Annotated in this window: 14 protein-coding genes, 1 tRNA gene and 2 pseudogenes; 4 read left to right on the forward strand and 13 right to left on the reverse strand. The window is 46.8% G+C overall.

From position 1 onward, the window contains the following. Positions 1–37 precede the first annotated feature (37 nt). The 6 genes from msrA to FN808_RS07880 all read right to left on the reverse strand — a co-directional run bounded on the left by msrA (position 38) and on the right by FN808_RS07880 (position 5153). Positions 38–631 (reverse strand): peptide-methionine (S)-S-oxide reductase MsrA, encoded by a 594-nt coding sequence (gene msrA, locus FN808_RS07855; protein WP_221929969.1) that lies wholly within the window; start codon positions 629–631, stop codon positions 38–40. A gap of 443 nt (positions 632–1074) precedes the next feature. Further along, a complete protein-coding gene (locus tag FN808_RS07860; protein WP_246068310.1) occupies positions 1075–1404 on the reverse strand; it encodes a tRNA-binding protein in 330 nt (109 codons plus the stop codon). A 61-nt stretch (positions 1405–1465) separates the two neighbouring features. After that, positions 1466–2638, reverse strand: coding sequence for a lactonase family protein (locus FN808_RS07865; RefSeq protein ID WP_142714025.1), 1173 nt, complete (start codon positions 2636–2638; stop codon positions 1466–1468). Between the two features lie 36 nt (positions 2639–2674). Next, the gene (locus FN808_RS07870) at positions 2675–3481 is read right to left on the reverse strand and encodes a carbohydrate-binding family 9-like protein (protein ID WP_185958303.1); all 807 of its coding nucleotides are present in this window, start codon (positions 3479–3481) and stop codon (positions 2675–2677) included. 50 nt (positions 3482–3531) lie between these two features. Next, on the reverse strand, positions 3532–4671 hold the full coding sequence (locus FN808_RS07875) for a PQQ-dependent sugar dehydrogenase (RefSeq protein WP_142714027.1): 1140 nt from the start codon (positions 4669–4671) through the stop codon (positions 3532–3534). Between the two features lie 266 nt (positions 4672–4937). Continuing rightward, the gene (locus FN808_RS07880; RefSeq protein WP_142714028.1) at positions 4938–5153 is read right to left on the reverse strand and encodes a cold-shock protein; all 216 of its coding nucleotides are present in this window, start codon (positions 5151–5153) and stop codon (positions 4938–4940) included. A gap of 440 nt (positions 5154–5593) precedes the next feature. Between FN808_RS07880 and FN808_RS07885 the strand changes: the two genes are divergently transcribed. The 3 genes from FN808_RS07885 (at position 5594) to FN808_RS07895 (ending at position 7296) form a co-directional block, all read left to right on the forward strand. Continuing rightward, a tRNA-Ile gene (locus FN808_RS07885) sits at positions 5594–5667 on the forward strand. A 242-nt stretch (positions 5668–5909) separates the two neighbouring features. After that, a complete protein-coding gene (locus FN808_RS07890) occupies positions 5910–6530 on the forward strand; it encodes a type IV toxin-antitoxin system AbiEi family antitoxin domain-containing protein (RefSeq protein WP_142714029.1) in 621 nt (206 codons plus the stop codon). After that, the gene (locus tag FN808_RS07895) at positions 6517–7296 is read left to right on the forward strand and encodes a nucleotidyl transferase AbiEii/AbiGii toxin family protein (protein WP_142714030.1); all 780 of its coding nucleotides are present in this window, start codon (positions 6517–6519) and stop codon (positions 7294–7296) included. The genes FN808_RS07890 and FN808_RS07895 overlap by 14 nt, the downstream gene beginning before the upstream one ends. A 182-nt stretch (positions 7297–7478) precedes the next feature. Here FN808_RS07895 and FN808_RS07900 read toward each other — a convergent pair whose 3' ends face one another. The 3 genes and pseudogenes from FN808_RS07900 to FN808_RS07910 form a co-directional block, all read right to left on the reverse strand. Then, positions 7479–8216, reverse strand: a complete 738-nt coding sequence (locus tag FN808_RS07900; protein WP_142714031.1) for a hypothetical protein — start codon at positions 8214–8216, stop codon at positions 7479–7481. A 119-nt stretch (positions 8217–8335) separates the two neighbouring features. Continuing rightward, positions 8336–8782, reverse strand: a complete 447-nt coding sequence (locus FN808_RS07905; protein WP_142714032.1) for a hypothetical protein — start codon at positions 8780–8782, stop codon at positions 8336–8338. A 121-nt stretch (positions 8783–8903) separates the two neighbouring features. Next, positions 8904–9104 (reverse strand): annotated as a pseudogene (locus tag FN808_RS07910) (integrase core domain-containing protein); the annotation flags it as partial. 10 nt (positions 9105–9114) lie between these two features. Here FN808_RS07910 and FN808_RS07915 point away from each other — a divergent pair. Beyond that, positions 9115–9792: pseudogene (locus tag FN808_RS07915) on the forward strand (IS256 family transposase); the annotation flags it as partial. A 180-nt stretch (positions 9793–9972) separates the two neighbouring features. On the opposite strand, the gene FN808_RS07920 reads toward FN808_RS07915, so the two are convergent. From FN808_RS07920 to FN808_RS07935, 4 genes are all read right to left on the reverse strand, one after another. Next, a complete protein-coding gene (locus tag FN808_RS07920; RefSeq protein ID WP_142714034.1) occupies positions 9973–10596 on the reverse strand; it encodes a carboxypeptidase-like regulatory domain-containing protein in 624 nt (207 codons plus the stop codon). 19 nt (positions 10597–10615) lie between these two features. Continuing rightward, on the reverse strand, positions 10616–11176 hold the full coding sequence (locus tag FN808_RS07925) for a hypothetical protein (RefSeq protein ID WP_185958304.1): 561 nt from the start codon (positions 11174–11176) through the stop codon (positions 10616–10618). Positions 11177–11219: 43 nt separating this feature from the next. Further along, positions 11220–12533: a CsgG/HfaB family protein gene (locus FN808_RS07930; RefSeq protein ID WP_221929970.1), complete on the reverse strand. Its 1314-nt coding sequence runs from the start codon at positions 12531–12533 to the stop codon at positions 11220–11222. A gap of 136 nt (positions 12534–12669) precedes the next feature. Then, complete coding sequence (locus FN808_RS07935; protein WP_142714037.1) at positions 12670–13572, reverse strand: curlin repeat-containing protein; 903 nt, start codon at positions 13570–13572, stop codon at positions 12670–12672. Positions 13573–13608 lie beyond the last annotated feature (36 nt).

Genomic DNA, 13608 nt, shown 5'->3' on the forward strand with positions numbered 1-13608 from the left:
GAAGCAAGGTCCCGAGCGGGTCAGCCCGGGGCGCAGGTTATCGGTTTTCTGATTGTTTAGCCGCGCTTTCTTTGAGCATATGGGAAAACTCTTTCCGAAACTTCTTCAGTTTGGGGGCAATGACCACCGTGCAGTAGCCTGCGTTGGGGTTGTTTGCGTAGTAGTTCTGGTGATAGTTTTCCGCTTCCGAATAATTGGTTAGGGGCTCGATTTCCGTAACGATCGGATCGTCCCACAAGCCGGATTGGTCGGTCTTCTCCATGGACTGCTCGGCGATCTCTTTTTGCTCTTCATTGTGATAGAAAATGACTGAGCGATACTGGGGGCCCACATCGGCTCCCTGGCGATTCTTGGTCGTTGGATTGTGCGTATGCCAGAATACATCCAGCAGCTGCTCGAAGGAAACCACAGAGGGATCATAGACGATGCGCGTTACCTCGGCATGGCCGGTGGTGCCCGATGAAACTTCGCGATAGGTCGGGTCTTTCTTCTGTCCACCGGCATAGCCGGCTACGACGCTTTTGATCCCCTTGACTTCCTCAAAGATAGCTTCCACACACCAGAAACATCCGGCGCCGAGAGTGGCTTCCTGCAGCTGGCTATTGGTCGAGGGTGTCTTGTTGTTTTCCATGGATGATCGGTTTTGGGCATTAGAATTACATGCTGTAAATACCAGCATAGCTGCGAGTAGTATTATATATGGGTTCATCATAACTAAAGAATTCGTTGATGGGACTTTCCATTCCCTTAATACGTAAACAATCCGGAATCGGTTTTTATTCTTTGTGCTGGTATAAGCATAAAACGAATATTTTATCCAAAACCTTCCAACAAGTTGTCATAAACAGGTGAAAATTGCTATCAGTCGGGGATATCGGTTTTTCAGGACAATCGGGCTTCCAGATCAGGGCCTCTCTGGGCTCCTGGGGCATGTTCAAAGACTGATTCGAGGAGGTATGGCATGCCCGTTTGCGGATAAAGCATATAACGTCGGCGGGATGGTTCGCATTGCAGAGTTCCTGGTTGCCGCCAGTGAAATAGACCATAGAGCTTGCATCGTCGGTCAGCCCTGCATCAGCACAGCTTGGCTCCGTTTGGTACTTTCTGCTCCGGGACGGCCAGTACCACGCTGTCATTGTCGTAGAAGCCGGTAACCAGGCATTCCGACATGAAGGGGCCAATCTGCTTGGGCGGGAAGTTTACCACAGCTATTACCTGCTGGCCCACCAAATCTTCTTTGGAATATCGCTCCGTAATCTGGGCGCTGCTCTTTTTCAGGCCAATCTCTTCACCAAAATCCACGATCAGCTTGTAGGCTGGTTTGCGGGCTTCCGGGAAATCACTGACCTCTTTGATGGTTCCAATACGAAGGTCTACCTTTTTAAAATCATTCCAGCTGATCATGGGCACAGTTGTTAGCCGATGGAAAATTTATGTTGGCTGAAAAGTAGGAATGAGGTGGCTATTATTCCAGTATGAGCTGGGTCAGGCAGACGGGCATGGGGATCTGCAGCTGCTGCCCGCTGTATTGCAGCTGTCCTGTTTCTTTGTTCCGCTGAAGGAGCACGACATTGTCGTTGTCCCGGTTAGCAGCCAGCACGAAGTCGCCCTTGCGATCGATCATAAAATTTCGGGGATGCGCCCCCTGCGTGGAGGCATGACCGACAAGGCTGAGGGTACCGCTGTCTGGATCAATGCTGTAGATAACCAGGCTGTCATGGCCCCGATTGGAGGCGTACAGGAAACGTCCGTCGGGTGAGATATGAATATCAGCGGCCGAATTGCCCTGTTCTTCATAACCTTCCGGGAGCATGCTCAATCGCTGAATTTTGGTGAGTGCTCCGGTTGCTGAATCCACTTGGAAAGCGGCCACGGTGGAGGTGAGTTCCTGGGCTGAGTAGGCAAAAGATCCATTCGGATGGATCGTAAAATGACGGGGACCCGAGCCGGGCACGGCTTCGGCATAGGGCATCTCAGCCGGACTCAGCGCCCCGGTCCGGGGATGAACTTTATAGATCATGATCCGATCAGTGCCCAGATCCGAAACGTAGAGAAAACGTCCATCGGCGGAGGGAACAGCAGAATGAACATGAGGCGCCTGTTGGCGGGTTTCATGGGCACCGCGCCCCTCGTGCTGGACGACTTCCACCGCTGGACTCAGCCGGCCGTCTTCCGCTATTTGAAACACACTCAGGTTACCTCCGCTATAGTTCGAGACGTAGACAAACCGCCCGCCGGGGTCTACACTGACATGGGCAGGCCCCGGGCCCTGGACCGACTGTTCATTGATAAGCGACAGCTTCCCCGTCTCCTGGTCGATGCGGTAAGCCGATACGGTACCGTGGTCTGATTCATCCGTAAACGGGGTATCACTGACTGAGTACAGGTAGCGCTTGCCGGGGTGCAGCGCCTGGAAGTCGGGAGCTATTCGGTCGCGAACCGTTTGTATCCTGTTGAAACGTCCTGTTTCCCGGTCAAAGGAATAAACGTACAGTCCCTCGCTTCCGCGGCCTTCGAACGTTCCGGCGTAGACAATCTCCCTGCCTGCCGGTTCTTCTGTCGCTGAACATCCCGCAAGTCCAAGGATGCATAGCAGTGAAAGAAGGATCGCTGGTACTATTCTGAGTATCGGGTCCATAGGTGTGGTAGTGTTGGGATGGAATGCTTGTGTATATTATCGCCGGAAAGGACTGGTGCGTTTCGAAAAGATAACCCGCCCGAAATCTTCGGGCACATGAAAATCCGGTTTGCCCATCTGGCTGGCTGACCATTGGCTGAACTGCGGGTTGGTGTTTCCGCCCAGCCGGTTGAGGTTCAGATGCCATACGCTTCCGTCGCGGGGTGGGGTTTGCCGGGCAACATGAGAGAAATTTTCAAAAGGGATTGCGGCCTCCAGGATCCAGTACTGGTCCTTGTCGCGGTCGTTGTTAAGCGAGCCTGCGATGGTTGTTTTAATATCAATATTGCGGGCGTTCCAGTTTTCCCGGTCCTGCGTTCCTTCCGGCTGGTAGTTGTCCAGGAACGCGCCGAGCACATTCATTTCGATATTGAAATAGGCCCGCGGGCGATCGGGATTGGGGGCGGTAAACACTTCGACGGCATCGTCCAGGTACACCTGGGAGTCGCGCAGGGTATGTTCAGCCCAGATATGGGCATCCTCGCAGATGAAAACGACATATAGGTTCCGGTCATCCCACAAAAGTTTGGCCACGGTCTGTTCCCGTTTTCCTTCTTCGTACCATGGGAAAACGAATGGCCCCACATCCGGGGCCGCCGTCCAGGCGGGCTCTTCAAGCTGTCCGTCTATGTTGATGGGAGTGGCTGTGCGGTATATGGTATATTCCGGGCCTTGCTGAGCTAAGGCAGGTTCGGTCGCTGCAGCCTGCAGGCCCAGGATCAGCAGCAAAGGAAAGAGATGGGCCGCTCCCTGTTTGAACCATTGCTTGATGACAGCGAAATAAAAAAACCAAGTTACATTCATGATGAAAGGTGTTATCATAGTTAAAAGTGCAGTTCGGGCGGCGGCCGGCATCAGGGTGCGGGCACCAGCCGGACGATCAGGCCGTTGTCTTCGCTCATCACATACAGCAAGCCGTCCGGGGCCTGCTTTACGCTGCGGACCCGGCCGATATCCTCGAGCAGCGGTTCTTCCTCAATTACACGGTGTCCTTCAATGATGCTGCGCATCAGCAGCCGGTGTGATAGGGCTCCTGAAAACAGGTTGCCTTCCCAGGCCGGGTAACGGCTGTTTATGGCAAAGTCCATGCCCGAAGGCGCAATGGAGGGCGTCCAGTGGTGGATGGGCGGTTCCATGCCCTCCCGGAGCGTATCCTCGCTGATGATGGAGCCGTCGTAGTTAAGGCTGTAGGTTACCTCCGGCCAGCCGTAATTCCGTCCGGGGCCGATAATGTTGATCTCGTCTCCTCCCTTTGCCCCGTGTTCATGCGACCAGAGCTCACCGGTCCGGGGGTGGCGGACCAGCCCCTCGTGCATCCGGTGTCCATAGGTATAGATTTCCGGCAGGGCTCCCGGGCTATCCACAAAGGGATTGTCCTCGGGAATTCGCCCGTCATCGTACAATCTCATCGTTTTGCCGGCATGGTTAGACAGGTCCTGGGCATTCGCCCGGGCGCCCCGTATGCCAACGGTAAAGAAAAGGTATCCTTTGGTATCAAAAGCGATACGGCTGCCGTACCAGTTCCCGCCCTCCTCGAAGGGACCGGCAGTATAGAGGGTTTCCACGTCGGTCAGCCGGTGGCCCTGGAGCCGCGACCGTATCAGGACCGTATATCCCCCTTCTCCGTCTCCGGGTTCCTGGTAGTAGGAGAGGTAGATCCACCCGTTTTGGTCGTACTGGGGATGCAGGGCGATATCCCGGAGTCCTGATGGCACGGGGCCCTGCACCGGTTCTGGAAGAAGTTTCCCTTCTTTGATCATCCATAGGTTCCCCTCCCGCTCGGTTATCAGCATTCGATCGTCCGGGAGAAAGGCCATGCTCCACGGGCGGCTAAGGCCGGTCACGACGGTATCAACCGTGAACGACTGATCCCTGGAATGCACAACATTTTGGGTGTGCTCCGGCAGCGGAAAGTAGGTATGAGGCTCCTTTGCCTGCGTGCAGGCGGCGAGGCCGGCCAGGGCGGTAAGCATAATGATCCTTCCTAACTTCATAGTCCCTTTTGATATCCCAATATCTTAATGTATTGAACCGTAAAGAATCGTAAGCAAATAATTACCGGAAGAAAGAGCTAAAAAGCAACTAAAGCTGTTTAAGAAAGGAAAAGAATATTTGGTGGCCCCGGTTTTTCCCGGTTCTGCTCCTCATTCAACAGGGCTGTTGGGACGAAAAATCCCATTGCGGGGGGGACAGGGAAATAAAAAAAGCCCGCTTCCAAAAGAAGCGGGCTCTTAATATCTAAATGATACTAAACCGGGACCTACTTGTAATCCAGGCTTGTAACATTGATAGCACTTAAGCCTTTGTCAGTCTCTTCAACGTCAAACTCTACAGCTTCACCGTCTTCAAGTCCCTGGTTGTAATCCAGGTTCTCAACATTATTTCTGTGAACGAAAACATCCTTGCTTCCGTCATCTGGTTTAATAAATCCGAATCCCTTTTGGGTGTCGAAAAATTTTACTTTGCCTTGTGTCATGTCTTGTATTCTGTCTTTATGCACCTATGGGCTTCATCTGATGAAAGGAGTTGGGTAAACGCGTCTTTTCAAAAAATACACTTTGTAGGTGGGTAATTAATTATAACATTGCAAGGTACCGCTTATTCCATAGAATTCCTATTTTTAAAAAATATTTTTTATGGAATGCGACGAAAGGGCCGTTTATGCCGGACGGGACGGCAGATGTTTCGGAATATATGGTCTGTATTTCCATTAATTGCCTGTTCAGCATGAAGGGCAGGAGCGCCGGCATAGTTCTTCAACCAAGGGATGTTGATATATTCTCCGCCCGGACAAGGGAAGCTCTGAAATGACCGGAGAGCCGTAACAGCGATCGCCGGGGCATAAATTCTTGTTTAAAAGTCTTGTAAGAGGTAGTAAAAACCATTAATTTACGCGCCGCAATTCTATTCGCAGCCGGGCCCGTAGCTCAGTTGGTTAGAGCAGTCGACTCATAATCGATTGGCCGGGGGTTCAAGTCCCTCCGGGCCCACTTTCCTTCCTCTCGTGCTCCTCCCATAACCCTTGCAGGCCTGTTACGGAATTTTGGGATGCAGTGTCTAAAGAAATTTTTAAAGTCGGATTCCGAACGTTCCACCCGATTGCGACAATCCCTCCCCTTCTGGCCTGTACTGTAGGATAGCGAAAAAGAGAAGTTAAAGGATATAAGTAATAAATAATGGTTATTTTGTTTCTATAAATTGTTATTTTTAACAAAAAATAGAAACAGATGATATGAACTACACCGAGTTCCGAGACGAAATGAAGGCCTTTCCGAACTTTTCGGTTCGGGAGATTGAGAAACATTTTCCAGGCTTCGACAGCAGGCGGCTGGTTGAGTGGCAGCAAAAAGGCTATATCCAAAAACTACGGAACCGCTACTACTGTTTTTCCGATCAGGAGGTTGATGAGCCTTTTCTATACTATACGGCGAACCAGCTGTTTCATCCGTCCTATGTATCCCTGGAGTCGGCTTTATCACGGTATGGCTTTATTCCGGAAGGCGTATTTCAGATCACTTCCTGCACGACACTAAAAACAAATTCGTTTAATACCCCAATCGGAAATTTTACCTATCGCCACCTCAAACCGTCACTGTTCTTTGGATATCAGCTTGAAGAATGGAACGGCCATCGGTACGCTATGGCCGAACCCGAAAAAACATTGATCGATTATCTATATCTGCATTCCGATGTAAAACAGGCAGCTGATATCGAAGCCCTCCGCTGGAATGCTGCGGAGATCAATAATCGGATTTCGATGCAGACACTCAGTAGCTATGAATTGTATATAAATTCCCCGGCTCTAAGCAAGCGACTTAATACGTTAAAGACATATCTTGATGTTACCACTTAGCGAGATCCATCCCTATTACCCTGAACAACTACATCGTTTTCCCCGTTTTATGCTCAGGGAATATCTGCAGTACAAAATACTGGAAATATTATATGAGAGTCCGTTTGCAACGGACCTATGTTTTCTTGGAGGTACCTGCCTTCGTATTGTACATGGAAATCGTCGATTTTCGGAAGATCTGGATTTTGACAATCTCTCCCTGGAAGAAGATGCTTTTAAAAAGGTAGCCAGTGAAATTCAAAAAGGGCTTGAGCGGGAAGGATACGAAGTGGAACTCAAAATGGTAATGAAAGGAGCTTGGCATTGCCATATTAAATTTCCGGGCTTGCTGTTTGAAGAGGGATTGTCCGGCCATCAAGAAGAGAAGATTCTTATTCAGCTGGATACCGAACCCCAGCATTTTGATTATGAGCCGGAGCGGTTTTTGTTAAACCGCTTTGAAGTATTTACCACCATTTGGACTACCCCCTTGTCCCTACTGATGGCACAAAAACTATATGCTATCATAAACCGGGACCGCAATAAGGGAAGGGATTTTTATGATCTTGTTTATCTGATGGGCCGGAATATTTCCCCTAACTACAAGTACTTGGAAGCCAAAGTTTCTATCTCAAATCCCGAGTCATTAAAAGAGGCTGTTTTAGATCATTGTCAGCAGTTAGATATGGAAGTAATGGCCAAAGACGTGGAACCATTTTTGTTTGATGCGTCTGAGGTAAAAAAAGTGATCCGTTTTGAAGATGTTGTCCAGCAGTATGAGTTTTAATTTTTTTGACTAGTGGCTAGTTTCAATTCGTAATTTGCCCTAAGCAATAGTAGGGTCAAAAGTTGGACAAACTCTTTCAAATTTCCCTTTCAAGCCTTTCTAAAGAGAAAATCCAATCGATGGTCAGTCGATTGATGATTCTTTATTTTGTTTAGATATAATGGCTAGGAACCAGTTCCTTATTATTTTTCGGATAGTATTTTTTCAGACAATGTCTTTCTTATTTCTTGAGTTTGTTTCGATACATTTACACTGAATCGTTTCCATAAAGGTTCAAAGAAGCTATCAACACTATATCCTAGGAGAATGGCTGTTAGGTAGTCTATCTGATACTCCCCTTTGGAAGCTAGGTTACCTTGTTCCCAGTTGCTATAGTCCCAGAGCACAAAAATATAGAAAGCAACAATAGCCGTTAAAACAGAGAACATAAACTTAAACTCTCTTACATGAATCCAAAGCATTAATCTGCCTAATACTATTTGAAATCCCTGGCTGCTATTTATCAAGGAAAAAGCTGTGGCTTCCTTAATTATATGCCCTGTAACACCAACAATCGTTAACAAATATGGAATAAGGTATACATTAAAAAAATCTCCTTTTAAAGCAAAATTATTAAAGTTTTTTCCCAGTTTACTACTGAGAAAGTAAATAGCGACTAAACCCATCGCAGCAGTGGCAGGAATAAGAATGTAACTCGCAACACGTCGCCAATAACCTCCTACTCGATAAATCACTCCTTTTTCCACATCTACTATTCCACCCACTAGTTTTGGGTTCAATTTGGCTAGTCGTTGAAGTACTGAATTACGATCTTCAATGTCTTCAAGTTCATCTTTGAACCGTTTATGGAAATCTAATGGTTTACCCCCCATTTCCAATTCTTGGATATACCCTTTGATTCTTACGGGAATTGTAAACATCCCAATTTCTCGCCTAATTTGCTTGGCTCTCAGCAAATTAGTGTGTGCATTTTTTTGAATTTCGTCTAGTTTTAATTTTAAACTATCCCCTTTTAAATTAAGATAGGGCTGTTTCGAGACTAAAGGAGGGGTAGGTTCGATTTTGTCATAAAACCTTTCCCATTCATATTCTTGAATTTTTCTTTCTTCATTTTGATTAGGGTGATTTTAGGTATCAAACGTTCTATAGAATCGAGTACTCTAGTTATTTCAATGCCATATTTTGCAGCAACAGATGGTGCATATGAATCATAATCAATCCATTCCATATTAAATACAATTTGTTGTATTTGTTTTTTTACAAAATCACCATCATTAGAGATAAGTTCCAGTATCTTGTCTCTTTGCAATTCTGGGGTACTACTTTTTTCAGTTAAAATTATTTCTTCCAGAAAATTGATTAAATGTTTAATATTTGAATGAGCTTTCAAAGTATGTCCAACAATGCTATCTAGTGCTTGGCGGTCTCGATTTTTTTCTTCATCAACATCAATATGAATATGAGCGGTACTCTGATTTCCATTCATGATGAATCCTCTTTAAATAGTTTCGATTTTTTATTTTTTAAATGGCTTAAATTAATGATAATAGCTACAAAGAGTGTAAGCTTCCCCATTTTTCGGACCATTCTAAAGTAGAGAGTTGCGGTTATGTTAACAGTTCTATTGGTGTTTGGTATCCCAGTGATTTGTGGGGTCGGTTGTGGTTATAATCGTATTTCCATTGGGCTACTTTCTGGCGCACTTCGCCCAGCGTTTTAAAAATGTAAGCGTTGAGCAGCTCCGTGCGAATGCTGCCGTTAAGCCGTTCGATATAGGCATTTTGCGTTGGTTTTCCTGGCTGGATAAAGGCCAGGATAAAAATTATCGGCCTCTACGGGCTGGGGATGAGCCTGCGGGACATCAGCTCTCACATCTCCGAAATGTACGATACCGAGCTCTCCCACACCGTGCTCTCCAAGATTACTGGTTGTATTTTCATTGAGGTCAAAGCCTGGCAGTCCCGACCGCTGGAAGCCGTCTACTGCATTGTTTGGATGGATGCGGCCCGCTACAAAGTACGCGTGACCCACAAGGTGCTCTACAACATTTTGGGTATTAACCGAGATGGATACAAACAAGTGCTTGGGACCTACATCTCGGAGAGCGAAGGGGACAATTTCTGGCTGCAGGTGCTTACCGACATGCAGAACCGAGGCTTGGAGGACATCCTGATCGCCTGCACCGACAACCTCACGGGATTCAAAGAAGCCATCGAAAGCACCTATCCGAAAGCCGACGTACAAAGCTGCATTGTGCACCAGATCCGTAACTCCCTGAAGTATGTGGCCAGCAAAGACCAGAAGGAATTTATGCGGGATTTAAAGCGCGTATATCGAGCCGACACCAAAGATTTAGCCGAGCTGGCCTTAGACGAATTAGCTGGCAAATGGGAATCCAAATACCCAGTAGTAAATGCATCTTGGCGGGTCAACTGGGAGAAGCTGACGACCTATTTCCAGTATACACAGTCGATTCGCACCCTTATTGATACCACGAAAAATAAATAAACCGGACAGGGTTCAGTTTACACTACTGAGCATTCTGCGTATGAACAAGAAACAAACCCTGTTCCCTCAATAAAAGAGTTCACCATGAAAGAGTTCAGAAAATTGTTATCCTGTTAATCTACATAAGGAGATGGGCAGAGACACTCTGTGGCAAGTACCACCTGAGGATCAGTTGGTAGTGAAAGTGCCGCTTACCGTAACAGAATCGATGGAGGCCTGTTGGACATATTTTTTAAATGCTGCTATGTCACGTTCGCCAGGAGCCAGAGTGGTGTCACGCTCTTCCCAGGAGAAGGTTTCATCTGAAGTATAGATATTAAAGTATACTTCATATTCATTAATATGATTATTCTTGCTGGTATTTCTAACTTCATATTCTACTTCGGCAAAGGTACTGTCATTTCTTGAGACTTCTGTCCATACCGTTACGTTAGCAGATAGATACTTTTTTCCATTATTTTCTTGCGGATCTAAATATATTTGTGCTGTTGCTGTTTGGTCTTCATTTACCTGTATGTTTACACTTGAAGATTCAAAACCAGACTTCTTTGCTGTCACGGAATACGGTCCCGTCGGGACGTCATTAAGCTCAAAAGTGCCATCCTCTCCGGTGGTTATAGAATTTGTGGCGGGACTCGTCGTTATGTTAACTCCCCTAAGGTTCTCCTCGGTCTCGCTGTTGAAAACCTGTCCTTCAATACGGCCAAACAGTTCGGGAGAAACGGTTTCTTTGGAGCATCCCATCAATGCTGTGATGCAAATCATGTAGGTCAGCAAATATTTAATACTCATAAAATAAGCACTGTATATGTTAGTTTTTTCTAATGATGACTGGGAGGTTTCTCCGCGTCGATTGAATGTTGAATGCTGGGGTAGTACTATTTTGGGGCGTCAGATTAAAAATATTATCTGTCTGGGTGGCATCGTATTGAATGTCATTCCCCTGGAAGAGAAAGAAGGCTCCCCGGTTCTCTCCCTGTTGCATAAAATCAAGGGCGTTCCTGTTGCCTTCCATATTGATAATGGAAAGCAGTGCGTTGCCCTGTTGGGTAGATTTGGCAAAATTACGATCGCCTGTCATGTTGATTATACTCGTATTGTCACTGCCATACTGATGCAGTATGGCTTGATTGCTGTTTCCACGCTGATGGATAACCGCTTGGTTATTGGCAGTATAGTCTAATCCCGTTTCGTTTAACATATCCAGAAGTCCCGATGCATACTTCAGGCTGAATTCTCTGACTGCGCTGTTATGGTCGATACCCGGATTTTCAATCTGATTGATAAAGGCTTCACTTTTCTGGGCGGTTCCAGTATCTGTACCCAACAGGCAAAGCGCTGCGAGCATCAATAGTAGTTTATAATTTTTCATAATGGTAACCTCCATATTTGTTTATTAAGCTGTTCAATACGGTTTATAATCCGATAGAAACGCCCGTGGATATATTCCACTGTTGATCATGAATGGACCCCTGGCTTACCCCGTCGATACCGTCCTCAATCAGGTAACGATAATTAAAACCGATGCGGAGCCCAACGTTTTCCGACAAGCGGTAATCAAGTCCCGCTTCGGCATTTGCTGAGGGAAAGAACGTACGGTCTGTAAAATCCGGCTGCTGGTCGTACATCAAAATGCCGCCACCCAGTCCCATATAGGGTGATAGGGAGAAATCAGGGGCCAGATATTTGTTGAAAGTCAGGTCTATGTTGGTATAAGGTTCCAAAAAGACATCCTGTGCACCTATTTGTGATCGGTGGCCATTCAACTTGAGCGAGCTGCCCGAACTAAAGAAAAACTCTCCCTGCAATGAAATGCCAGCGGCTTTTTTTGATATCGGATAGCTGCCGATATGACTGCCAAAAATCACGTTGGTCGAAAGGTAAAATCCTGAGCGAAGTTTGTTGTTTTGGGTTATCCCAAAGTAATTGGCTTCGGCCCGCTCTTTCCATTCCTTGACCTGTTCAAAATCTTTACGGTACTGCATATAGTTAGTACGATCTTTGGGGCTCCAGATTCCTTCTTCCACCCCTTCCACAATCAGTGTTTTAATTGCCTCATCTATGGCTTCAGTTACAGCCATCACTGGGGGTTCGTTGTAGGTAAAGCCCGCCTCGGCTTCAAGCAGCCTATTGGTGTCCACATAGCGGAAGGCCCCGCTTTCAAGCTCTTGGGATATTATTGACTTTGTGGTATGCACTGTTTTTAGAATACGGCCATTCTTCGTAGAGACGGCCCGAAGATAAATTGTCACCTGATCTTTCCGGAATTGCCCGGAGGCGCCGGTACCTAAAAAGCGAACGCCACCGCCCCCGGTAATAACATTGGTATCGTATCCGATGATACCGCCTTCAAGTAGTACGCCGCCAAAGAGAAGCGGGGGGAGCTTTCCGCTCTGATTATTTTGCTGCCGTGTTTTACTGATAATTTCCCGTTCATTGAGCAGGTTAGAAATTCCCTCCCGCTCAATAGGGGTAAACCATCCCGAATCCTCCATCGATTTGATAAGGATAGAGGTAGCGCCCTGGGTTACGGCTGTTGACCAGCTGGCGCCCCGGTTGGTGGGCTTATATTGTCCCGTTTGATCCCGGAAGCGATAGACCGCAGCCACCACCTTCTCTTGCGGCGCCGGCATTTGGGTGAGCGATTCGTGCACTTTGCTGTTGATGCCCGGCTTTACACGTTCCGTCTCCAGCGGCTGAAGGGAAGAGGCACAGCCTGCCAGTAGCATTAAACAAAGAAGTAGGGATGTCGGGGCTATCTTATACATTCAATTCAAAAGTTACTATTCATTATCGTTTTATTGTGTTTCTCATCAAAAACCCCAAAGGAGACAGGTTCAAGTCGCCCCGGGTGAAGTTTTGTTGTTAGTTCTGAGTAATCGACGCGGAATTATTATTACCCATTTGGTCAACCGTAGCAACATTGTTATCCGAGTACTGGTATACAGAGGCCTCACTGTTTTCAGACAGCATATTGTTACCAACACCCTGATTGACTATGGCGTTATTAAAATCTCCATCCTGCAATACATATCCGGTATTGTTAAATGCAGAGCCGCCATTTATACCTTGGTTAATTCGTACCCCATCACCAGTAGTACCATTGCTGCTACCATTTTGAATAATGGTACCTGTATTATTTTCGGCGGTCCCTGCTCCGGAACCGGGTCCGGCAGCTGCTACATTTGATCCCTGTAATAGCGTGGTTGAGGCATTATTGCTACCTGCCTGGGTGATGGTTGCTGAATTGTTGGCAGAATAAGAATTGCCCCCAAAACCTTGCAGTACAGAACTCCAGTTCCCAGAACCTGTTTGCGTTACAGAGGCACCGACATCTACGGCGGAGCCTACCTGAGACTGGCGAATGGCTCCATAATTACCTGATCCGTTTTGTATAATATTGGCTTCGGCATTTTCTGCAGTCCCTAACACGCCCTGGAAGATATCCGCGTATCCATTTGAACCCGACTGTATCACAAAAGCCTCAGAGTTTATGGAGGTTCCTTCATTGATGCCCTGACCAATATAAGCCGTGAAACTGCCATTTTGGTCTATGGTTGCGGTATTGCCTTCTGCAGTCCCCTCCTCAGCAGCGGCAGGATAAAAGACAAAGCCTGATCCCTGAAAAATAGAGGCATTGTTACTGCCAACTTGGGTAACAGTAGCATCGTTGTCATTTCCTTTTTGGATCGTTTCGGCATTGTTTTGGGCGTAGGATATGCTTGTTAATGATATTACGATTATTGTAAGTATTAATTGTTTTTTCATATGATAATTGGATTAGAGATTCATAGAAAAAATATC

This window comes from Fodinibius sediminis (assembly GCF_900182555.1).
GTDB classification, from domain to species: domain Bacteria; phylum Bacteroidota; class Rhodothermia; order Balneolales; family Balneolaceae; genus Fodinibius; species Fodinibius sediminis.